The organism is Methylobacterium sp. WL1 (genome assembly GCF_008000895.1).
Lineage (GTDB): Bacteria > Pseudomonadota > Alphaproteobacteria > Rhizobiales > Beijerinckiaceae > Methylobacterium.
This window is the reverse complement of sequence record NZ_CP042823.1, coordinates 395,479-416,897: the sequence shown is the minus strand read 5'-3', so window position 1 is coordinate 416,897 and position 21,419 is coordinate 395,479. Positions and strand designations below refer to the sequence as shown.

At 65.3% G+C, this 21,419-nt stretch carries 28 protein-coding genes; 21 read left to right on the top strand and 7 right to left on the bottom strand.

What is annotated here, in order from left to right; translation table 11 throughout:
- Positions 1–86: 86 nt before the first annotated feature.
- From FVA80_RS02285 to FVA80_RS02245, 9 genes are all read left to right on the top strand, one after another.
- Complete coding sequence (locus tag FVA80_RS02285) at positions 87–494, top strand: hypothetical protein (RefSeq protein ID WP_147905623.1); 408 nt, start codon at positions 87–89, stop codon at positions 492–494.
- Complete coding sequence (locus FVA80_RS02280; RefSeq protein WP_147905622.1) at positions 494–1,306, top strand: hypothetical protein; 813 nt, start codon at positions 494–496, stop codon at positions 1,304–1,306. The genes FVA80_RS02285 and FVA80_RS02280 overlap by 1 nt, the downstream gene beginning before the upstream one ends.
- The gene (locus FVA80_RS02275) at positions 1,306–1,824 is read left to right on the top strand and encodes an HNH endonuclease (protein ID WP_147905621.1); all 519 of its coding nucleotides are present in this window, start codon (positions 1,306–1,308) and stop codon (positions 1,822–1,824) included. The genes FVA80_RS02280 and FVA80_RS02275 overlap by 1 nt, the downstream gene beginning before the upstream one ends.
- Positions 1,821–4,742 (top strand): DNA polymerase, encoded by a 2,922-nt coding sequence (locus tag FVA80_RS02270; protein WP_147905620.1) that lies wholly within the window; start codon positions 1,821–1,823, stop codon positions 4,740–4,742. Before FVA80_RS02275 ends, FVA80_RS02270 begins: the two co-directional genes overlap by 4 nt.
- Positions 4,739–5,233: an HNH endonuclease gene (locus FVA80_RS02265; protein WP_147905619.1), complete on the top strand. Its 495-nt coding sequence runs from the start codon at positions 4,739–4,741 to the stop codon at positions 5,231–5,233. Before FVA80_RS02270 ends, FVA80_RS02265 begins: the two co-directional genes overlap by 4 nt.
- A gap of 9 nt (positions 5,234–5,242) precedes the next feature.
- Entirely contained in the window at positions 5,243–6,343 is a 1,101-nt protein-coding gene (locus FVA80_RS02260; RefSeq protein ID WP_147905618.1) for a hypothetical protein, read from the top strand.
- A 75-nt stretch (positions 6,344–6,418) separates the two neighbouring features.
- Positions 6,419–8,446 (top strand): ribonucleoside-triphosphate reductase, adenosylcobalamin-dependent, encoded by a 2,028-nt coding sequence (gene nrdJ, locus FVA80_RS02255; protein WP_147905617.1) that lies wholly within the window; start codon positions 6,419–6,421, stop codon positions 8,444–8,446.
- Entirely contained in the window at positions 8,443–8,709 is a 267-nt protein-coding gene (locus FVA80_RS02250; protein ID WP_147905616.1) for a hypothetical protein, read from the top strand. The genes nrdJ and FVA80_RS02250 overlap by 4 nt, the downstream gene beginning before the upstream one ends.
- The gene (locus tag FVA80_RS02245) at positions 8,706–9,638 is read left to right on the top strand and encodes an FAD-dependent thymidylate synthase (RefSeq protein WP_147905615.1); all 933 of its coding nucleotides are present in this window, start codon (positions 8,706–8,708) and stop codon (positions 9,636–9,638) included. Before FVA80_RS02250 ends, FVA80_RS02245 begins: the two co-directional genes overlap by 4 nt.
- 73 nt (positions 9,639–9,711) lie before the next feature.
- Here FVA80_RS02245 and FVA80_RS02240 read toward each other — a convergent pair whose 3' ends face one another.
- Positions 9,712–10,044, bottom strand: a complete 333-nt coding sequence (locus tag FVA80_RS02240) for a hypothetical protein (protein WP_147905614.1) — start codon at positions 10,042–10,044, stop codon at positions 9,712–9,714.
- Between the two features lie 241 nt (positions 10,045–10,285).
- On the opposite strand from FVA80_RS02240, the gene FVA80_RS02235 reads away from it, so the two are divergent.
- The 11 genes from FVA80_RS02235 (at position 10,286) to FVA80_RS02190 (ending at position 16,973) form a co-directional block, all read left to right on the top strand.
- On the top strand, positions 10,286–10,744 hold the full coding sequence (locus FVA80_RS02235; RefSeq protein ID WP_187193576.1) for a Holliday junction resolvase RecU: 459 nt from the start codon (positions 10,286–10,288) through the stop codon (positions 10,742–10,744).
- Positions 10,738–11,355 carry a 3'-5' exonuclease gene (locus FVA80_RS02230; RefSeq protein WP_147905612.1) on the top strand — a complete coding sequence of 206 codons (618 nt, stop codon included), beginning with the start codon at positions 10,738–10,740 and terminating at the stop codon, positions 11,353–11,355. The genes FVA80_RS02235 and FVA80_RS02230 overlap by 7 nt, the downstream gene beginning before the upstream one ends.
- The gene (locus tag FVA80_RS02225; RefSeq protein WP_147905611.1) at positions 11,352–12,326 is read left to right on the top strand and encodes a hypothetical protein; all 975 of its coding nucleotides are present in this window, start codon (positions 11,352–11,354) and stop codon (positions 12,324–12,326) included. The genes FVA80_RS02230 and FVA80_RS02225 overlap by 4 nt, the downstream gene beginning before the upstream one ends.
- Entirely contained in the window at positions 12,316–12,576 is a 261-nt protein-coding gene (locus FVA80_RS02220; protein ID WP_147905610.1) for a hypothetical protein, read from the top strand. Before FVA80_RS02225 ends, FVA80_RS02220 begins: the two co-directional genes overlap by 11 nt.
- A gap of 25 nt (positions 12,577–12,601) precedes the next feature.
- Positions 12,602–14,488, top strand: a complete 1,887-nt coding sequence (locus FVA80_RS02215) for an AAA family ATPase (protein WP_187193575.1) — start codon at positions 12,602–12,604, stop codon at positions 14,486–14,488.
- Between the two features lies 1 nt (position 14,489).
- Positions 14,490–14,813, top strand: coding sequence for a hypothetical protein (locus FVA80_RS02210; protein ID WP_147905608.1), 324 nt, complete (start codon positions 14,490–14,492; stop codon positions 14,811–14,813).
- Positions 14,814–14,821: 8 nt separating this feature from the next.
- A complete protein-coding gene (locus tag FVA80_RS02205) occupies positions 14,822–15,391 on the top strand; it encodes a hypothetical protein (protein WP_147905607.1) in 570 nt (189 codons plus the stop codon).
- On the top strand, positions 15,391–16,002 hold the full coding sequence (locus FVA80_RS02200) for a dATP/dGTP diphosphohydrolase domain-containing protein (RefSeq protein ID WP_147905606.1): 612 nt from the start codon (positions 15,391–15,393) through the stop codon (positions 16,000–16,002). Before FVA80_RS02205 ends, FVA80_RS02200 begins: the two co-directional genes overlap by 1 nt.
- Positions 15,956–16,444, top strand: a complete 489-nt coding sequence (locus FVA80_RS02195; protein WP_147905605.1) for a hypothetical protein — start codon at positions 15,956–15,958, stop codon at positions 16,442–16,444. The genes FVA80_RS02200 and FVA80_RS02195 overlap by 47 nt, the downstream gene beginning before the upstream one ends.
- A 158-nt stretch (positions 16,445–16,602) precedes the next feature.
- A complete protein-coding gene (locus FVA80_RS31815) occupies positions 16,603–16,731 on the top strand; it encodes a hypothetical protein (protein WP_281408701.1) in 129 nt (42 codons plus the stop codon).
- Positions 16,728–16,973 (top strand): hypothetical protein, encoded by a 246-nt coding sequence (locus FVA80_RS02190; RefSeq protein WP_147905604.1) that lies wholly within the window; start codon positions 16,728–16,730, stop codon positions 16,971–16,973. Before FVA80_RS31815 ends, FVA80_RS02190 begins: the two co-directional genes overlap by 4 nt.
- Positions 16,974–17,009: 36 nt before the next feature.
- Here FVA80_RS02190 and FVA80_RS02185 read toward each other — a convergent pair whose 3' ends face one another.
- From FVA80_RS02185 to FVA80_RS02175, 3 genes are read right to left on the bottom strand one after another with little or no spacing between them, the layout of a single operon-like run.
- Positions 17,010–17,228: a hypothetical protein gene (locus tag FVA80_RS02185; RefSeq protein WP_147905603.1), complete on the bottom strand. Its 219-nt coding sequence runs from the start codon at positions 17,226–17,228 to the stop codon at positions 17,010–17,012.
- A 49-nt stretch (positions 17,229–17,277) separates the two neighbouring features.
- On the bottom strand, positions 17,278–17,886 hold the full coding sequence (locus tag FVA80_RS02180) for a hypothetical protein (RefSeq protein WP_147905602.1): 609 nt from the start codon (positions 17,884–17,886) through the stop codon (positions 17,278–17,280).
- Position 17,887: 1 nt separating this feature from the next.
- Positions 17,888–18,562, bottom strand: coding sequence for a hypothetical protein (locus FVA80_RS02175; protein ID WP_147905601.1), 675 nt, complete (start codon positions 18,560–18,562; stop codon positions 17,888–17,890).
- 153 nt (positions 18,563–18,715) lie between these two features.
- On the opposite strand from FVA80_RS02175, the gene FVA80_RS02170 reads away from it, so the two are divergent.
- Positions 18,716–19,884, top strand: a protein-coding gene (locus tag FVA80_RS02170) for an IS3 family transposase (protein WP_147911033.1) whose coding sequence is annotated in 2 segments (ribosomal slippage) — positions 18,716–18,980 and positions 18,980–19,884 — 1,170 coding nt in all. Because the reading frame shifts where the segments join, the coding sequence is not laid out codon by codon here.
- Between the two features lie 184 nt (positions 19,885–20,068).
- Here the strand turns inward: FVA80_RS02170 and FVA80_RS02165 are convergent.
- The 3 genes from FVA80_RS02165 to FVA80_RS02155 all read right to left on the bottom strand — a co-directional run bounded on the left by FVA80_RS02165 (position 20,069) and on the right by FVA80_RS02155 (position 21,416).
- Positions 20,069–20,401 carry a hypothetical protein gene (locus FVA80_RS02165; protein WP_147906013.1) on the bottom strand — a complete coding sequence of 111 codons (333 nt, stop codon included), beginning with the start codon at positions 20,399–20,401 and terminating at the stop codon, positions 20,069–20,071.
- A gap of 62 nt (positions 20,402–20,463) precedes the next feature.
- Positions 20,464–21,042, bottom strand: coding sequence for a hypothetical protein (locus FVA80_RS02160; RefSeq protein ID WP_147906014.1), 579 nt, complete (start codon positions 21,040–21,042; stop codon positions 20,464–20,466).
- Positions 21,000–21,416 (bottom strand): hypothetical protein, encoded by a 417-nt coding sequence (locus FVA80_RS02155; protein ID WP_147906015.1) that lies wholly within the window; start codon positions 21,414–21,416, stop codon positions 21,000–21,002. Before FVA80_RS02155 ends, FVA80_RS02160 begins: the two co-directional genes overlap by 43 nt.
- Positions 21,417–21,419 lie beyond the last annotated feature (3 nt).

The following is a 21,419-nucleotide window of genomic DNA, read 5'->3' as shown; positions in this document are numbered from 1 at the left end:
CACCCGGGCCTAGGCCCTGACTTCCAGCCCGTGTCTCGCCCGAGGCACGGGCTTTTTTGTCCGTCCGTTTCGTACCGAGGTGCCCTGTGAACGAGAACGAGAAGCCATCCCAGATCTCCGTCGACCGTGAGACCTTCACCACCCTCTGCCAGGAGGCCAATTTCAACCGCCGCCCCCTGGTGCGGCATCTGTTCAGCGTCGCGAAGTACCTGGGCGTCGGCGCCCTGGTCCACGCCTGGCTACTGAGCCCGCGCTTCGAGAGCGACGACCTCTGGTCCTGGGCCTACCTGCTCGCCTGGCCGGTCCCGCTCACCGGCTGGCTGCTGGCCAAGCTGGGCATCTTCTTCCTCTACGCCGGCACGGTCAGCATCATCTGCGCCCTGATCTGGTGGGGTGTCGTCGAGTTCGTCGAGCGCCGTGGCGCCGCGCGCCGCCTGGATGCGCGCCAGGACGCGCGCTTCCGGCAGCCGCCCGCACGCTGGACCGACTACTGATGAGCATCCAGATCTTCGACGGCATGGCCGTGCTCCGGCGCCGCTTCGATACGGACCACCTCGGCCGCGGGCCGAGGACGGTGTTCAGCGAGATGCTCCAGCTCCGGCCCGGTGACGTGGCCGTGTGGTGCTTCGAGGGCACCGGCTCGATCAAGGCCCGCCGGGCAATCTACCCCGGCTACAAGGACCGCCCCTCCTCCCTGACGGACGGCCTGCGCGCCCTGATCGACCTGACCCGGGACGCCCTCGCCCACACCCGGGCGATCCAGGTGGCGGTCCCGGGCCGTGAGGCGGACGACGTGATCGCCCACCTCTGCGACACCTACGGCAGCACGCAGGACGTGCTGGTCCACACCATCGACCGCGACCTGCTCGCGCTCCAACGCGACCGGGTCCGGGTCGACGTGAAGCCGCTCAAGATCGTCATGGATCCGGCGGACCACACCAAGGACGTGCTCGTCGAGCCCTGCCACATCCGCCTGTTCAAGGCGCTCTGCGGCGATCCCTCGGACAAGATCCCCGGGATGCCGGGCTTCGGCGGCAAGGCCTTCGCCCGCTGCCTGCCGGACCTGCTCCAGGCCGCCATGCAGGAGCTGGTCGACGGCCGCCCCCGGCCGGCGCTGTTCGTCGAGGCCGGCGTGAAGGAGGCGATGGCCGGCCGCATGTGCGAGCCCGACCAGGCCGAGCAGCTCCGCGCCTTCTGGCAGATCGTCGGCTTCCTGCCGATGCCGGACGACTGGCACCGAAACCTCGCCACCGGGACCGAGAACGCAGCGGCCGGCGACGCCGTGCTGCGGAGGTTCATGCACTGATGGCCAGGCGTCCCCGCATCTCGGTGGCCCGCCTGCGCGAGCTGCTCGACTACAACCCGCAGACGGGTGAGATCTTCTGGAAGGTCTCGCCCAACTACGGGATCCCGGCCGGCGCCCCGGCCGGTAGCTGGAACTCGGCCGGCTACCTGCAGATCCAGATCAGCTCGAAGATCTACTACGGCCACATCATCGCGGTGGCCCTGGTCAAAGGCGAGTGGCCGGCGGGGATCGTGGATCACCACGACCGCAACACCAGCAACAACATCTACGAGAACCTCATCGACACGGATAAAGGCGCCAACGCTCGGAACAGAGTGAGCCGAAATTCGACGGGCTTCAAAGGTGTGATGCGGAACGGCAAGCGGTTTACCGGACAGATAGTCGTCGACAAGAAGTACAAATACTTGGGAACATTCGACACAGCCGCCGACGCGGCGCGTGCATACGATACCTATGTCGTCGCGACCTTCGGAGAGGGCCGCTTCCCCACCAACGAGAGCATGGGACATTTCCAATGAACATGCACAAGCCAGTCGCGGTCGAGCCGCGCACCGTCCTGGTGGACGCCCGCAACCCCGAGGTGATCGAGGAGATCCGCGCTCTCATCCAGCGGTCAGAGTTCGTCGGCTTCGATCTGGAGACCGAGGACAGCAAGCGTCACGAGGGTCTCAATCGCTTCTGTAAGTATAATGACGAAGGCTACAAGTCGAAGACCAGCAAGACTGTGTTCGACTGGCGCCGGACAGTCATCTGCGGCGCGTCGTTCTACTCGGAAGAGGCGCCCGACCGTGCTTACTATGTGAATTTCGGCCACAGTGATGTGGAGAACCGGCTGCCGGTCGAGCTGCTGAAGAGCCTCCTGGAGAGCCTGCCCGAGGGTGCGTATTTCGTAGCTCACAACAGCGCCTTCGAGCAGACCGTCTGCAAGGCGGCCCTCGACTTCGACTTCCGTCCCGGGTCGATCATCTGCACGATGACCCAGGCGGTCTCGGCCTATGGCCCGGACACCTATTCGATGGATGCCTGGCAGGCCGCAGGCCAGGGTGACATCGGCCAGCTGGTGAACCAGCTCATCCACGCATCCACGACCGGCTGGAACAAGGAGACCGGCGAGATGTCGCCGGCCCTAACCGAGCTGGTCTTCAAGATCATCGGCAAGTCCAGCAAAGCGAGCTTCAGCTGGAACGGCTTCGTCTCCTCGATCGCCTACGGCTACGGCTTGAAGCAGGCGGTGCGCTCCCACTTCGGCGTCCAGATGCGGACGTTCGAGGAGACGCTCGACGGCGAGGCCCACATGGGCATGGTGTCGGGTGAGCAGGTCGCCGCCTACGGCGCCGACGATGCGTACTGGGCCGTCCGCCTGTTCCGCCTGCTGCTCACCTACATGCTGCGCAACGGCGGCAGCGCGCTGGTCAACACGTTCTTCACCCAGGAGAACGTGATGCCCCAGGTGTTCTCTTCGATTGCCATCCACGGCATGCGGGTGAACGTCCCGGCCATCCGGCAGCGCACGGAGGCCGAGCGGGCCAACGCCTCGCAGATCCTCCGCGAGATGAAGGAGGCCGCACGCTGGTTCGACTGGCCCACCGCGCTCGTCCCCCAGCTCCTGAAGTACGAGAGCTGGTACGTGAAGAACGCCCAGGTCTATCGCGACCGCGTTCAAGCCTGGCTCGACGCCCCTGACAGTGAGGACGACTACCAGCAGCTGCTCCAGGTCCGCGGCCCCGTCACCAACGGCTGGGCGGCCGAGCAGGGCGTCAACGAGAAGACCCTGAAGGGGGTCAACCTCTCCCACTTCATGCCGGTCCGGTCAGTGCTCTACGACCTGCTCGGCTGCCACGTCGTGGTGTCGAAGGGCAAGGTGGCGTCGGACGGTGAGGCCCGCGGGCGCATCGTCGACCGGCTGAAGGACGGCAAGCACCTCACCAAGGACCAGCTGGTCGATGCCTTCAACGGCGTGCAGGGCGAGCTGGCCATCCGCATGAGCGCGGGCGGCGAGGATGGTCTGGCCGCGGGCGTGGTGTTCGAGGAGAACGACGCGCGCTGGGCCCGGATCGAGGCGGCTGAGAAGCCGGCGCGCGAGGACCTGGAGCCCTTCGCCGTTTACCACAACCGCTACGCCCTGAAGGTGGTCGACTGCCTGAACCGGCTGTCGGGCGTCGAGCAGCGCATGAAGCTGTTCCTCACCCCCTACGGGATGCTGACCGACCCGGAGACGGGCCGTATGTACCCGCAGGTCACCAGCATGCTGGCCACCCGCCGGATGGCGTGTTCGTTCCCGAACGCCATGCAGCTCGGCAAGCGCGGCGAGGCCGCCTACGTCCGCGGCTTCTACGTCGGCGACTACGACGACCACCTGCTCTGCTCGCTCGACTGGTCGGGCGTGGAGCTGGTGGAGATCGGCGAGTTCTCCGGTGACCCGGAGTTCTTAAAGGCCTTCGGACAGATCCCGCACCAGGATCTGCACGCCGGCACCGCCACCGCGCTCCTCGCGCTCGACTGCCCCGGCATGAACCTGGAGCTGTTCAAGACGCTCAAGGGCATGTCGAGCTGGCAGGACTGGCTCAAGGCCAGCGAGGGCAAGGCGGATCGGCTGCCGCGCCTGATGACCAACCTGAAGGGCGAGCTGCTCGATGCCGCCAAGGCCTACGGCTACTGGCGGACGGTCTTCGGCAAGGAGGCGAACTTCAACTACTTCTACTCCGGCTGGCTGGCCACGATCGGCGAGCGGGCCGGGTGGTCGCAGCAGAAGACCGCCGACGCCACCGAGGCCTACCGCGGGCAGTTCCCGGTGGCCGAGGCCTGGCGCGTCCAGCAGATCTCGGACGTGAACGCGCTCGGCTACGTCACCCTGCCGGATGGCCACCGCTACGTCCGCTATGAGGCCACCAACCTCTGGGCCTCGGACTGGTGTGACAAGTTCATGCTCACCACGCTGGGGGCCGAGAACTACAACCAGGTCATCCGCTGGGTCATGCGCAAGATCCAGAAGCGCGCCGGCAACCAGACGGTGAACGCCCTCATTCAGGGGACGTGCGCCACCCTCGCGAAGCGCTCGATCGTCCGCACGATCCAGTATTTCCAGTCGCTCGGCTGGACCAATCGCGAGTTCCGCTTCCTGGTCCCGATCCACGACGAGCTTGTCTGGTCGGTTCACCAGGATCTTGCGGTGCCGTTCATCAGGAACGCGCACCGGATCATGATCGACCACGGTGACATCTTCAAGAACTGCAAGCTCGATAGCTCGCCGGCCATCGGCGTGACCTTTGAGCCGTGGAACGAGAAGAAGGCCTACGGCGGACAGATCGAGCTGTTCGAGCCGGAAGCGGCCGTGGTCGGCAAAGAGCGCGCCGGCAAGCGCCTCGACGACCAGGGCATCCTCGACGTGGTCGAGTACCTGAAGCAGCAGCGCACCCGCATGAAGGAGGCGGCATGAGTAGAACGCAGGCTGCTCCGAACCTGGCGCGGGTCAATGACCTGCTCGCTTATGATCCGCTCACCGGGATCTTCACCTGGAAGGTGACGCGAGGTAGTCGAGCACAGGCCGGAGCGAGAGCAGGAACGCCGAGTAATGACTACCGGCAGATCCGAATTGATGGTGTGATCTACAAAGAACATCATCTGGCTTGGTACATGACCTACGGTGAATGGCCCACGCTGGACATTGATCACGAGGACACCGTCAAAAGTCACAACTGGATTGAGAATTTACGGGAGGCTACCAAGTCGCAAAACCAATACAACAGGAAGCTTGGTCAAAATAAATCAGGCTTCAAAGGCGTCACTCGAGGTCGTCACGGCTGGGTTGCAAAGATACGGATAGACAAGAAATCAACTTATCTCGGTTCATTCCGTACGCCTCAAGAAGCATCTGCCTGTTACCAAGAAGCTGCAGTGAAACACGCGGGCAAATTCGCCAGGTTCTAGGAGATCAACATGCACGGTCCTCGCATATACAAGCGCGACACCAACGGCAACATCCGCAGTTGGCAGTACCAGGTCGACCAGACTGACGGCGCCTGGTGCTCGCAGAGTGGCATCGTCGGCGGCCAGCTCGTCACCTCCGGCTGGACGACCTGCAACCCGAAGTCGAAGCCGACCGCTGCCGAGCAGGCGCTGTTCGAGGCCGAGGCCGAGATGGGGAAGAAGCTCGACAAGGACTATTCGCTCACGGTTGGCGGCGTGGATGACGTCCGCGACAGCGGTGGCAAGGTGATGCTCGCCCACAAGTACGAGACCTTCCCGGGCGCCTGCTTCTCCCAGCCCAAGCTCGACGGCATGCGCTGCAAGATGAACCGCCACGGCATGTGGAGCCGGACTGGCAAGCCGATCCTGTCGTGCCCGCACATCTTCGCCATCCTGGCGCCGGCGTTCGTGAGCACCCCGGACCTGGAGATCGACGGCGAGCTGTATAACCACGAGCTGCACGACAACTTCAACAAGCTGATGTCGGTCCTGCGCAAGTCGAAGCCGACCGATGCAGACATCGCTGAGGCGGCTTCTGTTGCCCAGTTCCATGTGTACGATTTGTACCGTCCGGGGAAGACTTTCGGGCAGCGGTTCAACACCCTGGAGCTGTTCGTCGAGAGCCTCGGGGCCAAGGAGATCGTGCTGGTCCCCACCGTCGAGGTCACGTCGCAGGAGCAGCTCGACCGGGCCTACGCTACCTACCTGGAGGACGGCTACGAGGGCCAGATCGTCCGGCTCGACGGCGAGTACGAGCGCAAGCGCTCGAAGAACCTGCTGAAGCGGAAGGAGTTCGAGACCGCGGAGTTCGAGCTGGTCGCGATCGAGGCCGGCAATGGCAACTGGGCCGGCCTGGCCAAGCGCGTCCGCTTCAAGCTCGCTGACGGTCGCGAGTGCGGCGGCGGCATCCGTGGCACCGCCGAGCAGGCGAAGGCGCTCCTGGCCCGCGCCAGCGAGCTGGTGGGCACATCCGTAACGGTGCGGTTCTTCACCCCGACCCCGGACGGCATGCCCCGCTTCCCCGTGGCGATCGACTTCGACCGTCCCGACCAGGTCGCCGAGGCGGCCTGATTTGTCCCGAGCGCACGGTCAAATTCGTACCGTGCGCTCCCATATCTTGTGGCCCGTAAGAACGCCCAGAGCATCATGTTGACCAACACCACCCCATCGGTGCGCGCTCAGTTCGTGCATCGGCGTACCTACCTGCGCCCCCTGAACGAGGAGGGAGACCTCTTCGAGACCCCCGACCAGGCCATGGACCGCGTCGTCGGGCACCAGCGCTGGCTGTGGGAGACCCAGCTGCAGCGAGCCCTGAACGAGGACGAGGAAGACGAGCTGCACGAGCTGCGCGGGCTGATGGAAGCCAAGCGCGCCTCGGTCTCCGGCCGGGTGAAGTGGATGGGCGGCACCGCCCTGGTGCGCGAGCGCGCTGCCGGTGCCTTCAACTGCTCCTTCTCCGTCGCCTACACCCCGGCCGACCTGGTCGACATCTTCTGGCTGCTGCTCAACGGCTGTGGCGTCGGCTTCAAGCCGGTGACCGGCCTGCTCTCGGGCTTCCCCAGCTCGCTCACCAAGGTCACGGTGGCGCCGTCCTTCCGCACCGAGCGCGGCGGCCAGGAGCACAGCTCCGAGCACATCGACATGGAGGCTGGGACCTGGCGCATCGTCTTCGGCGACAGCGCCAAGGGCTGGGCCAAGGCGATCGGCATGCTGTTCGGGGAGAAGCCCCGGGTGTCCGAGCTGATCCTCGACTTCAGCGAGCTGCGCCCCGGCGGCAAGCGCCTGCGCGGCTACGGTTGGATCTCGTCCGGCTGGGAGCCGCTGGCGAAGGCCATGGCCGCCATCGCCGCCATCATGCAGACGGCCGCGCACCGGACGCTGTCCAAGGGCGAGCTGATCGACGTGATCAACTGGCTCGGCACCGTGCTCAGCTCGCGCCGCTCGGCGCAGATCTGCCTCATCAACACCGAGGCGACCGGCTGGGACGAGCTGCTGGCCGAGCTGGGCTGGTACATCGACTTCAAGACCGACCGCTGGGAGCGGGGGGAGGGCCAGCGCGAGCAGTCGAACAACTCGATCGGCTTCCTGAAGAAGCCGACCGCCGAGGTGATCGAGCAGCTGCTGCGCCGCATCCTGCCGACCGGCGAGCCCGGCTTCGTCAACGTGGAGCACGCCCTGCGCCGCGCGCCGGAGATGGAGGGGCTCAACCCCTGCGCCGAGATCCTCCTGTCCAACAAGGGGTTCTGCAACCTGATGCAGACCGTCTGGCACCGCTTCAACGGTGACCTGAAGGGCCTGATGCGGGCGCAGTACCTGGCCGGCCGGGCCAACTACCGGCAGACCTGCGTCTCGATGCGCGACGGCGTGCTGCAGCTGCAGTGGAACGACATGCAGAAGCTGCTGCGCCTCTGCGGCGTGTCGCCGACCGGCGCCGTGGCCTGGGAGGGCATCGAGAACCCGGAGATGCTGGAGGCCGTGCGCGATGCTGCCATCGCCGGGGCCAACAGCATGGCCGACGACTTCGGCACGCCGCGCGCGCGGCGCGTCACCCAGGTGCAGCCAGCCGGCACGTCGTCCAAGGCCCTCGGGCTGATGGGCGACGAGGTCCACGAGGGCGCGCACTTGGCCCTGTCGCGGTGGATCTTCAACTGGGTGAACTTCCCGGTGAACGACCCCATGCTGCAGAACTTCTACAACGCCAACTACCGGATGAAGCCCAACCCCAACGACCCCACCGGGATGTTGGTGTGCTGGCCGGTCGAGTACCCAGCCAGCTCGAAGTTCACCGAGGTGGTGTCGCCGGCTGGCGAGCACCTGGAGGTGAACCAGGAGAGCGCGATCAGCCAGCTGGAGCGCTACCGCCTGCTCATGAACCACTACGTCGAGCACAACTGCTCGATCACGGTGTCCTTCGACGAGGCCGAGATCCCGGCCATGGTCGACTGGTTCATGGAGCACTGGGACGAATACGTCGGGGTCAGCTTCCTCCGGCGTAACAACCCGCTGGCAACAGCGGAGGATCTCGGCTTCAAATACTTGCCGCAGGAGTGTGTCTCCCGCAAACGGTACGAAACGTACACTGCAAAACTTCTTCCGATCGACATCGAGGCGGACAAGTCTGCTGAGCTGCTTGAGGTCGAAGACTGCGCCACTGGAGCATGCCCCATCCGATGACCATCCCGGAGATCGCCGCCCGCCTGCGGGCGAAGTCGCAAGAAGACGGTGACAGCGAGTTGGCCAGCCTGGCCGACGAGCTGCGCCGCCGGGCCCCGGTTCGCCGGGCGCCCATCACATCCCGCCGGATGACCCCGCAGCTGCGTGGCGACATTCGCCGGTACGCTTCGGACAACCCGACCATCCCCTACGCTGAGATCGGCCGCCACTTCGGTGTGAACGGTGGTCGTGTCTCGGAAACCCTCGCAGGATTTCGCGAATGAGCTGCCAGACCTCAGCCAAGGTGCTCGCCCGATCGGTGGGCCAGGACGCCCCTCCCCTCACCACCTTCCAGCTCCGGTATCCTTTGCAGATCCACGCGGAGCTGATGACCCACAGGATGTTCTCCCGGAACGCCCGGTCCAGCCGAGCGGTCCCGACCGCCCGGATGATCGAGGAGGTGCGAACCTCCCCGTTCATCCCCCGCCACTGGGGCGCCAACCAGAAGGGCATGCAGGCCACCGAGGAATGCACCGAGCTGGTCGACCTCGCCGACGACTTCATGCTGAACGAGGAGGCCTGGCTCTGGGCCCGGGATCGAGCCGTGGAGGCGGCCGGCGCCTTCGCCGACGCCGGCTACCACAAGCAGGTCGCCAACCGGCTCCTCGCCCCGTTCCTGCACATCGACACCGTGCTCACCACGGTCGACCTGGCCAACTGGAACGCTCTGCGGATCGACCCGGCGTCCGAGCCCCACATCCGGGACCTAGCCATCGCAATGCGCGAGGCGGTCGAGGCGTACGGGGAGCCGGACTTCGTCAGCGAGAGCGGTTGGCACCTCCCCTACATCACCGAGATCCAGGACAAGGCGGTCGGCGTGATCGGCTACTCCGCGGAGCCCGGTGAGAAGCGGGTGCGCTTCGCCCGACCAGGTGAGCGGATCCTGGACGCGGCCACCGCCATCATGGTGTCCGTCACCCGGTGCGCCCAGGTCAGCTACACCCCGTTCCACGAGGCGAAGCTGACGATCGAGCAGGAGGTGGCCCGGCACGACGCGCTGGTCAGCGCCCGGCCGATGCACGCCTCGCCGGCCGAGCACCAGGCTATGCCCGATCGGCGGGACCCGGATGGGCACTGGCTCTACCCCGAGCTGCACGGCAACCTCGAAGGGTGGATGCAGTACCGCAAAACATTGGCAGGAGAACGAGCGTGAACACACCGGACCCGATCGACGCCGCAATGCCGACCGTTGAGAACGCTCCATGGTGCTGAATGGCAGCAATACGCTAAGCGATGTGGTCGATGGATTGCGAGTTTAGCTCATCGATATGATCGCATTCATTGACCATTTTCTTCTCTTGTCTAGGAATACGGCCGAGGGATCGAACCATATTTATTGTTAACATTCGTGCAGATGCATCATTAATATTGAGATATGCTTCAATCAGCGCCAACAAGTTTTCTGCTTCTGTTGTTTTTTCTTGCGGATACAAATTCTTTAGAAGAGGTGAATGAAACCGACTTATGGGAACATCAAGGATCTTTGAAAGTCTGGCTAACTGGAATTCCAGTCTGTCTGTCTGATTGCTTACAATTTCCGAGTTCACTGCGCTGCTCACTGCTACGATTGCTTCATATATTTCCTATTTACCATGCAACTAGATAGTGCGCCACATCTACCTTTGGTTGAAATTCGCTCGCCGTGCGAATGATGCTTTTGGGCAACCCTCCCCGTTCAGGCCGCGCAAACGATCGGACGCGGCGAAGGGCAGTCTGAACGACGACAGGGTCGCCAAAAGGCGAAAAAGGGTCTTGGACGTCTTGCTGATGTCGAGCGCATTAGGTACGAAACGTACCATCATGAAGAACACAGGCAAGCCAACCGAGGCCCGCTTCGAGCAGTCCCTCACGGCGCTCGGCAAGCAGGGCTACTTCTACCGGATCAAGGACGCTGCGGCGATCCGGGGTCTGACAGGACGGGTTGGAGCCGGTGTGGACGCCACACCATCGGATTACATCTGCGCAGTGAAAGGTCAGACCTTCTTCTGCGAAGTCAAGTCGACCCAGCACCCATCGCTGTTCGAGTTCAAGCTCCTCAAGAAGGGGCAGAATGCTCACGGCGCCCGCATCGTGGCGGCTGGCGGCGGATACTTGGTGCTGGTCCACCGCCTGGAGACCGACGACTGGTATCTGCTCGCCATGTCTCGGATCCGGGCCCACGAAGCTGACACCGGGCGCAAGTCGCTGTCCTGGGACGAGATGAGGGCCTTCCAATGTACGACGGAGCAGACCCCCGCGGGAAGCCGCCCCAGGTGGTGAGCACCGAGCTGGTTCAGGTCGGCGCCTACGAGGTGCCGGTGGAGCGCAAGGACCGGGCGGCCTTCCAGCCGCAGCCGGGCGCGCCGATGTTCGACTACATGATCGACGTGGAGACCACCGGGACCAACCCGGGGGAGAACGCGCTCATCCAGATCGCCGCCGTGCGCTTCAACCGGCACACCAAGGAGATCGACCACAACTTCTTCGACCGCGCGCTGCACGTCCCGCCCGGCCGGTACTGGGCCGAGGACACCCGCGACTGGTGGATGGGGAAGCCCGACGTGCTGCGCGGCATCCTCTCGCGCGCTGAGCCGCCGGAGATCGTGATCAAGGCGTTCTGGAACTGGGTCGCTGATGGTTCCAGCCTGTGCCCCCGAGCATTCTGGGGCAAGCCAACGACGTTCGACTACAACTTCATCGCATCGTACTTCCGTCAGTACGGTCTGATGCAGCCGTTTCACTATCGCGAGGCGATCGACCTGAACAGCTACTTGCTGGGCCGGGGGCATGAGAACCGTCGCGACTTCTGGAAAACCATTGAGCCGGTCGGGGACGCCCACAACGCGCTGCACGACTGCCTCTATCAGATCCGCGCGGTCTTCGCAGCATGAACCCCCATCAGATCTATCGCCTCGGCGACCCGCATCTGGGTCGCCGCTTCACCAAGGGCGTGCCCCTCGATCGCCGTGGCGAGCGCGAGGCGCTCGTCCGTGCCGACCTGAACCGGCACCTGTCGTTCGACGGCTATGCCGCGCACATCACCATGGGCGACCTCTTCGATGCGCCGCAGGTCGACTACGCCACCGTGCTGTTCGCCTACCGCGCCTACCGCACGGCGGCCGAGCTGAACCCCGGCACCACCTACTACATCCTCCAGGGCAACCACGACGACAGCCGGGACCTCGACGAGGTCACCGCCTGGGACCTGTTCGTCGAGCTGGTTGAAGGCATCCCGAACATCACCCCGGTGATCAGCCCGATCGTCGGGCCGCACTTCGCTCTGTTCCCCTGGGATCCGATCGAGACGGCCGAGGCCATGGTGGAGAAGGCGTCCTGGTTCATCCGGGAGCAGGGCTGCACCACCGCCTACGGCCACTGGGACGTCGATCCCCGGACGGCCACCCACAACCTGATCCCCACCAAGGCGCTGGCCGCCGCCGGGATCACCGAGGCCTACACCGGGCACGTCCATCTGCCCTCCCTCTTCAAACGGGATGGTGTCCAGGTGGAAGTCGTGGGGAGCATGCAGCCCTACGCCCAGGGTGAGGACGGCGGCCAGGGCCATATCCGATATGCCACCCTGACGCTGGCCGAGCTGGAGGCTGCCGGCGACCTCGCGAACACCGTCGTCCGGCTGCAGCTGGCCCCCGGTGAGCAGTTCGATGGCGAGCCCCCGGCCTGCCTGTCCTGGAACGTCGAGCGCGTGAAGGACCAGGCCGAGGAGGCTCCGGCCGACATCTCGATGGAGGGCTTCGACACCCGCGCCGCCGCGCGCGACGCGCTCGATGCCCACGACATCATCCCAGAGGTCCGCGCTCAGATCGACGAGCGCCTTTCCGAGGTGTTCGGTCGTGACGGGTAACTTTTATCAGGTCGGTCTGGGGCTCCTGATGAAGGATGTCCAGTTCACCGAAGAAGAGAAGGCGCTCCTGTCCTTCCTCTGCAAGCATGCCAATCGCGGAGACGCAGAGTTCGAAGCTGCGCTCGACGTGATCCACAATGACCTGGGCGCGACCAAAGCGTTGAACCGTCTGAAAGACACGTTCCGCTCGCTGGACAAAGCCCCCATCCTGCAGGCGCACTATGATCGAGCAAATCGCGTTCACGGTTAGGTTTCCGCCCACCGATCACTACCCCATGGGCCGACACTTCGACCGCAGCATCGACTTCACCACCGGCATGACCGGCATCGTCGGCCCGAACGAGGTCGGCAAATCCCTGTGCCTGGAGATGATCGAGTTCTTGCTGTTCGGGAACAAGGCGCTCCGCGGCGCGGTCGGCGACTACAAGCACCTGAAGGCCCACGGGTCGGTGCTGATCCGGGGCAAGCGCTACCGCATCGAGCGCACGGCCAAGAACGCCCTACTCGGCGACGGCGTCGACCCGATCGCGGTCGGCACCAAGCCGGTCAACGCGCGGATCCTCCAGATCCTGGGCTACGGCCTGGAGGTGTTCCGGGTGGCGAACGTCGCCAACCAGGGCGATGCCGAGCGGCTGTCGAAGATGCTGCCGACCGAGAGGAAGGCCATGGTCGACAAGCTGATCGGCGCCGACCAGATCGAGGCCATCGGCGCCTGGTGCGCCGAGCAGGCGCTGGGCCTGTCGCGCGAGATCGCCGGCCTGGAGGCGGGCCTGGGCGCGGAGCCGGTGAAGCCGGAGAAGCCGGAGGGCTACCGCCCGGCCGACGAGCTGCGCGAAGAGATCACCAACCTGCGCTCGCTGCAGGACACCATCACCCGGGGCGATGCCTTCCTGGCCAATGAGCCGGTGGTGCCCGAGGTCGGCGAGGCGCCGACCCTGCTGTCGCTGGAGACCCTGACGAAGGCCGACCAGGTCCTCGGGCTGCGCACCTACGACTTCGACTTGGAGGCCGCCAAGACGCAGGAGGCCGCCTACACCCTGTGGCAGCAGCGGAAGCTCTTCGTCGACCGCTACTTCGCCCAGCCCAAGGTCACCCAGCAGCAGGCCGACGACGAGACGACCCGGCTCGACCTGATCCGTGACCTGGCCCGGCTCCAGCAGACGCCGGAGATCCTGTGCCCCTGCGGGAAACCGTTCACCACGGCCGACGCTGAGATCGCCCGGCTGCAGGCGCTGATCTCCCAGTTCCCGGACTTCCCCGAGCGCTGTGACCTGGAGACCGAGCGCGAGGCACTGCGGCGGTGGTGGTCGCAGGGCAAGGTGGCCGAAGGCTGGGCGGCGGTGTGCGATGCGCCCGAGGCGGCCGAGCCCAAGCACGACCCGCGCGACGCCAAGAGTGCCGTCCACGTCGACGAGATCCGCAAGGCGCTCGCCGAGCTGGGCGTCAGCACGATGTCCCGCGCCGAGATCCAGGCGCTGACCGGCGAGCTGCGGGCCTACCAGGCGGTCTGTGCCGCCCGGGATGGCTGCGCGGCCCGCCACGCGACCTGGGAGCTGTCGGCGAAGGCAACCCGCACCGCGGTGTCGCTCGCCCGCAAGGCGTTCTCCGCGGACCGGCTGATGCAGACCGAGCAGCTGCTGTCGGCCGTCACGATCTGCGACGCCCAGCTCGCGACCTACCAGCGCTCCTTCCTCGACTGGGCGCAGGGCCGCGACCGGCTCACCGATCTCCGGCGCGAGCTGGCGAGCTGGCGCAACGGCAAGCAGGCGATGAACGACCTGCGCGCCGACACCAAGACGTACCTCGTGCCCGCGCTCTCGCGCGTCGCTTCGCACATGCTCAGCCAGATGACCGGCGGCGCGCGCGGGCGGATCGCGGTCGACGAGGACTTCGAGATCCAGGTTGACGGTCAGCCGCTCAACACCCTGTCGGGCTCCGGCAAGGTGTGCGCGAACCTGGCTGTCCGCCTGGGACTAGGCCGCATCCTCACCAACGGCGTCTTCCCGGTCTTCATGGGTGACGAGATGGATGCGTCCATGGACGCCGACCGGGCTGGTCACCTCCACGACGCGCTTTGCGCCCTGGAGGGCAAGCTCACCCAGATCCTGGTCATCACCCACAAGCGTCCCGCCTGCGCGCGGGTCATCACGCTGGAGAACTGACGTGGTCGAGCAGCGATTGCAGGAGATGGGACTGCGCCTGCGCAGCCCGGCCCCGCCACCACCAACGGACGACGTCCGCCGCCCCTCGGGGAAGCCGGCGCCGGCCAAGACCGGCTGGGAGGCCTACCTGGTGGCCTCGAAGCCGGTGGGCGAGCCGTGGCCGGCCCGGTCCCGTCCCGCCATCTGCCTGGCGCGCCAGCGCTACGAGGCCGGCACGCACGAGATGGTCAGCTGCACCACGAAGGACGGCTGGACCCAGCTCTACAGCCGGCCCCGCCGGGTGCCCGCCGGACACCGGCCGTACTTCTCCGTGGGGGCGGTGTGATGTTCCAGATGACATCCCCTGCCCCCGCCTGCCCGTTCCCGGGCCCGATGGTCTACTTCGGCTCCGGCCGGCGTATCGACGCCTACCACTTCGAGGCCGACGACCTGCCGCCGCCCCTGATCGGCCGCGCGCTGTCCCGCCTGAACCGCTTCGGCGGTGCCGGTGAGCGCGCCGTCAGCGTCGCCACCCACTCCACGCTGCTCTCGCACCTGGTCGGCGACTGCCGGCACCGGCAGCGCGCCGCGCTCATGCACGACGTGCCGGAGATGTGGACGGGTGAAATCCCCCGGCCGATCAAGGTGCTGTGCCCGGGGATCGAGGCGGCCGACGCCTGCATGATCGCCCGGCTCGGCGAGGTCTACGGCATCCCGGCATGGGCCTTCGAGGCCATCAAGGATGCCGACAGCCGCATCTCGTACGACGAGCGGCTCTTCATGTTCGAGCACATGGACCCGGCCGACCGCGAGGTCGCCGAGGAGATGAAGCTCGGCATCCACATCGTGCCGGTCACCCCCGACATCGCGGGCGTGGCCTGGACGAGGCGGTTCTACCAGCTCTTCAGAGAGGATCTCAGCTGATGTCAGACGAACCCGATTTCGTGGTGCGGCCACCGCCGGTGGATGGCGCAACCTGCGGCCCGGACCCGGCCCTGGAGCGGGTCAAGCAGCTGGTGGACACCAGCTCGATCAGCCAGGAGCACGCTGAGAAGATCATGGCCGGTCTTCTTGTGCCCGAAGCTGACGGTACGAAAAGTACAATGGAGCGCCACAACGCCGGCAAGCTCCGCATGAGCCTCGTGCCGGCATCGCTCGGCCGATATACGGCCGCCGTCCTTGCCTACGGCGCGATCAAGTATTCCGCCAACAACTGGCGGAAGGGCGGCAACTGGTCGGAGATCTACGAGAGCCTCCAGCGCCACGTCGACAGCTTCCGGGAGGGTGAAGACCTAGATCCCGAGAGCGGACTTCCTCACCTGTCTCACGCAGCATTCAACTTGATGGTCCTCATCGAGTTCTTCGACAAGGGTTTTGGCAATGACGACCGCTTCCGCTACGCAGGACAACCTGGCGACGCACTCCTCCCCGGCCGGGTACTCGAATTTCGTCAGCCGCCTGTGCAGCCGAAGCCCGAAGACGGAGCTGATGCCGCCGCGAGTGATGCGGGCGCTGCTGCTCCGAGCGCTGGCTGACGCCGACCTGGTCGACCAGGCCAAGAAGGCGCTGTTCTACGGCAAGGACAAGCCGACGATCGCCGCCTTCCGCAACAGCGTCATGGCGGTCACCGAGCTGCGCCCGGTGGCCACCGCGTACCCAGAGATCGACATGGAGGACGGGCTCGCCCGGCTCCATGCGGCGCTCGGGCTGCGCACCGAGGCGGACGAGATCCTGCGCCACGAGCTGACCATCCTGTGCGGTGGCCAGGTCGATGTCGCGGACCAGATCGACGAAGCCGGCGACCTGGCCTGGTACGCGCAGCTCTACGCCAACTCAATCCGGGTGCCGGTGCTGGAGGTGATCCGCAAGAACGTCGCGAAGCTCCTGGAGCGCTTCCAGGGTCTCAGCTTCTCGGCGAACCGGGCGGCCAACCCCGACAAGGCGGCCGAGGCCAAGGCGCAGGGAGCGACGCGATGAAGCTCTCTGACCGATACGGGCTCGACACCCTGCTGAAGGAGCGCGAGCGGCTGCGCACCAGCATCGCCGCCGCGCTCGGCGACGAGGACATCAAGGTCGAGATCCAGGGGCGCTAGGCGCAGGGCAACGTCCGGCAGGCCTGCCTGCGGGCGATCCGCATGCTCTACGACGACCAGCTCCTGGTGAACACCAAGGCCCTGGAGAAGCTCGGGATCGACGTGGACGACGGGCCGGTCAAGCCGGCCCGGCCGATGCGCGGTGTGTTGGTGACGGAGAAGATGTCATGAAGCTCGAAAACATCTACGCCGTCTCGCAGCTGGCGAAGGACCGCAGCGACGTGGTCTCGAAGCTGCACTCGGTGCGCAACCCGAACACCTCCTACTTCAACGTCCACTTCCACGGCACCGCTCAGCCGATGGAGGTCGCGGAGGCGGCAGCCGCCGGCCTGGTCCCGTTCTTCGAGGCCCGACTGGCCGAGCTGGACCGCCAGCTCGTCGCCCTCGGGGTCGAGGTGGACAGCGAGGCCTGACACAGGGGCCGGCGGGAAACCGCCGGCCTCTTCGTTTCAGCTGTCGAGCTTGTCCGGCTCCAGCTGCGAGTTCACCACGCGGGTGACCCACTCGGCCGCCTCGTGCCGGACGGTGGAGCCCACCAGCCGATCGTTGGCGTCCCAGACGAAGCCATTCTCGGTGCGCCAGGGCAGCGGGTGCTGCCGGACGGCCTCCGGTGGCATAGGGGCCGGCTTACGGCCACGGAACGGGATGATCTTTCCTGTCTCGCTCATCCCGACTTCTTAGTCGCGATGGTCCGTTTCGTCCAATCGCTCGATCCCATCAGCCCCGGGCGATCATGCCGATTTGCAGCCCGGCCGCGTTCACGACCTGCTCCCAGACCAGGTAGTCCTGGTAGATGAACATTCGGATGTGCTGGCCCGCCGTTAGTTTCACGATACGCGTATAGTGCATCGTGTAGCGCAGAGCATTCGGGCGAAAATGCCAGAGGAAGAATGGTCCGTCGTTCTGCTCGAAGTTGACACCAAATCCAAATTCGTATTGCCGACCGGATCCATTGTCCGGTGGGCGAAAGGATGCGTTGATGAGGTAGAGGCCGGTCTCAGGAACGACATACCAATTGTTGGCGCTGTCCCAGCAGTTGTCGTTGTCCGTGCTCTTCTGGTTCATCGGCACCCGAGGCCAGGTGCCGTTGTTCTCGGTGCCAGTTCCGTAGGGCGTCGTGTTCTGGGCCGACACATCGCAGAAGTGCGACAGCGGCGCACCCTGCGGGGGGATGGCCCAGCCGAAGGAATTGACGGCATCGCTCGCCCTGACCAGCATCATGCCCCCTCCCCCTCCTGACGGGAGAAGCCGTGGGCGGATGCTGTTCTTGATCTCGGATGCGACGCGCGCGAAGCCGTCGCTCACCCGTGACGCGAGCGAAGCCATGTCACGCGATCCCCGCCTCGAACACGCTCACGAAGTTGGTGTCGGGGTTGCCAATGTCCGTCTTCGTGTAGGCGTCGGTGATGCCGTAGCCCGCGATGCTGGTGGGCTTGTTGGCGATGGCGGCCCACTCCGGGGTCACGTCCGCCAGGACGACGTAGCTGGCCTCCAGCGTCTTCGTGCCGGTGCCGGAGTAGACCCAGCGCTGGCCGTCCGTGGTCGTGACGATGGTGCCCGCAGTGATCTTGTTCTGGTTGGCGGCCGTCAGGTCGGCGATGCCGCCCGGGGACATCACCTGGACCCCGGAGCCCATCACCGGGATGCGGGCCGGGTCGATGGTGCCCGAGGTGATCAGCGCGGCGTCGAACGCGCTCGGCGGGTAGCTGGCGGGCTTGCCCGAGACGTTGCCCCAGGCGACCGCATCCGCCGAGGCGGCCGACGACGCCCGGTCGACGACGCCGTCGCCATTGGCGTCGTAGGTCGCCTTCTGCATGTCGCCGGTGCCGGCGCCGGTCACGCGGTCGAAGATCTCATTGATCGCCGCCACCAGGTTGCCCTTGGCGGTGGTCTTTAGCGCGGCGTTCGTGCTCGCGTTGCCGTTGACCAGCGTGCGGAGCGACTTGAACTCGGTGGCGATCCGAGTGGTCAGATCGGAGAGGCGGGTGGTTAGGCTGGCCATGACGGTCCTCAGATGAGCTGGTTGTCGAAGAGCAGGGTGAGGTCGCCAGGGTCGTTGGCGCCGTCACCCGGCGGTCCGGGTGTCCCCGTGGCCTGCCCCCTGAAAAGTGGTCCTCCCTGATGTATGGCTTTGGGCCATTTGGAGGATGTTTTTATGGGACGGAAGAAGCATACGGCTGAAGAGATCGTCGCTAAGCTGCGGCAGGTCGATGTCCTGGTCTCGCAGGGTCGCAAGGTTGCTGAAGCAATCCGGTCGATCGAGGTGACCGAGGTTACGTATTACCGTTGGCGTTCCGAGTACGGCGGTCTGAAGGGTGATCAGGTCAAGCGGCTGAAGTCCTTGGAGACGGAGAACCTGCGTCTGCGTCGGGCGATCTCGGACCTGACGCTGGAGAAGCTCATTTTGAAGGAGGCAGCTTCGGGAAACTTCTGAGCCCGGCTCGCCGCCGGGCTTGTGTCGACTACGTCGTTGCCGAGCACGGTGTGTCCGAACGCTTCGCTTGCCGTGTCCTGGGTCAGCATCGTTCGACGCAGCGCAAAGTCGCCGTGATGGTCGAGGACGAGGCTGCTTTGACGGCTGCTATCGTCGCCCTGGCTCTGCAGTATGGGCGCTACGGCTACCGTCGGATCACCGCGATGCTCCGGCGCGATGGCTGGACGGTGAACGTGAAGCGGGTCGAACGGATCTGGCGCCGCGAGGGCCTCAAGGTTCCCGCTCGCCAGCCGAAGCGGTCGCGCCTCTGGCTCAACGACGGCTCCTGCCTTCGCTTACGGCCCGAGCGTCCCGACCACGTCTGGTCCTACGACTTCGTCGAGCACCGCACGCACAATGGACGCAAGTACCGGATGCTGAACGTCATCGACGAGTTCACACGCGAGTGCCTGGCCATCCGCGTATCTCGTAAGCTGAAGGCATTGGACGTGATCGATGTACTCTCGGACCTGTTCAGCCTGCGCGGGGTGCCAGGGCATATCCGCTCGGACAACGGGCCGGAGTTCATCGCCAAGGCCGTTCAGGACTGGATCGCGGCGGTTGGATCAGCGACCGCCTACATCGAGCCGGGCAGTCCGTGGGAGAACGGCTATTGCGAGAGCTTCAACGCGAAGCTGCGGGATGAACTTCTCAACGGCGAGGTGTTCTACACCCTCAAAGAGGCCAGCGTCGTGATCGAGCAATGGCGGAGGCACTACAACAGCATCCGGCCACACTCCTCACTCGGCTACCAGCCACCTGCGCCCGAGGTCGTCATCTGGCCAACCGAACCGAGCGGCTCAGGGCCGCTCGCTCACCCCGCCATCGTCACGCGACCGACGATGCACTAACTTCGAACCTGGGCCACCGAATGGGGGCAGGCCACCCGGCAGTCCGTCGTGGCCGTCCCGGCCGGGCACCCCGACCTTCGCGACGACGTATTCGATCGGCGCCACCGGCGGCGGCGCCTGACCGGCGGTCGACCGCGTGACGCGCTTGACCGTGACGCGGCGCTGGATGCTGGTGGAGACGATCTCAACCACGCTGGGAGATCCCCCGCTTCAGCTCCAGGTTGATGATGTGCGTGACCAGGTCCCGCCCACCGGACAGCGTCACCAGCACATCGCCGGAGTAATTCCCGGGCTGCATGACCTCGAACACCTCGCTCTCGGCCGCCGTCACCAGCTGCCGCTGCGCGGCGTCCACCGTCACCGGCAGCTCGATCCGGGCGCCGTTGGTGCTTACCAGCGTGCAGATCGCGGTGGCATCGGTCAGATCATTCATGTCGAGCGGCAGCACGAGGCTCCAGTCCTCGTTTGTCCGATGCACGACGTTGAGGATCAGGTAGTCGACAGCACTAGTAGCCATGATCTTCTCGAAGCTCGGTAAGTATATGGGCTTGAGCAGATCTTACTGCCAGTGATTAAGATCTAAGGAGCTTCGGCTGCCGGCCCCTGGTGACCAGACTTTCTGGCCGACGCCTTGACCCCGATGCCGGTGAAGCTCGCCGGGGTCGGCTCGGTGACCGTGTTCTCGGCGAACCTGAAGCTGAGCGTCCAGCTTTCGGCCTCGGACGGCACGACGTAATCGAGCCACGAGCACCAGCTGTAGGCCTTCGAGTACATGGTTGCGTCGCCGAGGGCGGAAGCCGGATCGGTCGGGATCGGCAAGACATACTTGTCACCGCCGAGCGGACCGAAGTCCTCCTCGAACGTCTGCTTGACCGGCATCCGTTGCCCGGACGAGGTGCGGATGGTGCGCTTCACCACCACATCGCACTGGTCCCGGCGGTCGACATGCTGCGCAAGCAGGATCGGATCACCCGGCTTGACCTCGGGCGTGAGATTGACGCGCTCGATCATCGAGAGCGGATAGCTCTTCTTCGAGATCTTCGTGCCCATCCAGCCGCCGCAGCCGCCGACGAGCGCGATGAACGTCCAGAACGCGACCCTATTCACCGTATGCCTCACGGCTTCACCATCTTCAGAGCGTTCAAAACCCAGCCCCAAACTTTCTGGAGCTGTTCTCCCGCCAGTACGACCGCCGCCAGACCGGCCAAGAAAGATGCCACTGACCATTTGATAACCCTCCCGATGCCAAAAAGGATGTTGATCAGCTTCAGGACAGTCTTGAGCCGAGCGAAATCTGTTGGCTCGAAGCGAACCAGAATGTTGATCCCCTGCTTGAGGTTGTGAGCCTCCTCATCGTCGATCCTAAGAAGGATCTCCTGCAGCAGGGGATGGACCTGATCGAACTCGATCCGCTGGGGCTGAGCCACCCGCGGTCCGAAGTGGCCGCCCGACAGCAACTCGACATCCGGCTCACGCTCGTGGTGAGGGACATCGGGCATGCTGCCGCGCTGGTAGCGCGACTTGCTCGCCACTGG

Coding starts and splice junctions, on each gene's coding strand:
- FVA80_RS02260 (WP_147905618.1), top strand. CDS start 5,243: ATGCACGGTCCTCGCATATACAAGCGCGACACCAACGGCAACATCCGC.
- FVA80_RS02195 (WP_147905605.1), top strand. CDS start 15,956: ATGCCGCCGCGAGTGATGCGGGCGCTGCTGCTCCGAGCGCTGGCTGAC.
- FVA80_RS02280 (WP_147905622.1), top strand. CDS start 494: ATGAGCATCCAGATCTTCGACGGCATGGCCGTGCTCCGGCGCCGCTTC.
- FVA80_RS02175 (WP_147905601.1), bottom strand. CDS start 18,562: ATGGCCAGCCTAACCACCCGCCTCTCCGATCTGACCACTCGGATCGCC.
- FVA80_RS02225 (WP_147905611.1), top strand. CDS start 11,352: ATGAACCCCCATCAGATCTATCGCCTCGGCGACCCGCATCTGGGTCGC.
- FVA80_RS02190 (WP_147905604.1), top strand. CDS start 16,728: ATGAAGCTCGAAAACATCTACGCCGTCTCGCAGCTGGCGAAGGACCGC.
- FVA80_RS02215 (WP_187193575.1), top strand. CDS start 12,602: ATGGGCCGACACTTCGACCGCAGCATCGACTTCACCACCGGCATGACC.
- FVA80_RS02245 (WP_147905615.1), top strand. CDS start 8,706: ATGAGCTGCCAGACCTCAGCCAAGGTGCTCGCCCGATCGGTGGGCCAG.
- FVA80_RS02180 (WP_147905602.1), bottom strand. CDS start 17,886: ATGGCTTCGCTCGCGTCACGGGTGAGCGACGGCTTCGCGCGCGTCGCA.
- FVA80_RS02165 (WP_147906013.1), bottom strand. CDS start 20,401: ATGGCTACTAGTGCTGTCGACTACCTGATCCTCAACGTCGTGCATCGG.
- nrdJ (WP_147905617.1), top strand. CDS start 6,419: ATGTTGACCAACACCACCCCATCGGTGCGCGCTCAGTTCGTGCATCGG.
- FVA80_RS31815 (WP_281408701.1), top strand. CDS start 16,603: ATGCTCTACGACGACCAGCTCCTGGTGAACACCAAGGCCCTGGAGAAG.
- FVA80_RS02275 (WP_147905621.1), top strand. CDS start 1,306: ATGGCCAGGCGTCCCCGCATCTCGGTGGCCCGCCTGCGCGAGCTGCTC.
- FVA80_RS02250 (WP_147905616.1), top strand. CDS start 8,443: ATGACCATCCCGGAGATCGCCGCCCGCCTGCGGGCGAAGTCGCAAGAA.
- FVA80_RS02200 (WP_147905606.1), top strand. CDS start 15,391: ATGTCAGACGAACCCGATTTCGTGGTGCGGCCACCGCCGGTGGATGGC.
- FVA80_RS02265 (WP_147905619.1), top strand. CDS start 4,739: ATGAGTAGAACGCAGGCTGCTCCGAACCTGGCGCGGGTCAATGACCTG.
- FVA80_RS02235 (WP_187193576.1), top strand. CDS start 10,286: ATGAAGAACACAGGCAAGCCAACCGAGGCCCGCTTCGAGCAGTCCCTC.
- FVA80_RS02270 (WP_147905620.1), top strand. CDS start 1,821: ATGAACATGCACAAGCCAGTCGCGGTCGAGCCGCGCACCGTCCTGGTG.
- FVA80_RS02205 (WP_147905607.1), top strand. CDS start 14,822: ATGACATCCCCTGCCCCCGCCTGCCCGTTCCCGGGCCCGATGGTCTAC.
- FVA80_RS02185 (WP_147905603.1), bottom strand. CDS start 17,228: ATGAGCGAGACAGGAAAGATCATCCCGTTCCGTGGCCGTAAGCCGGCC.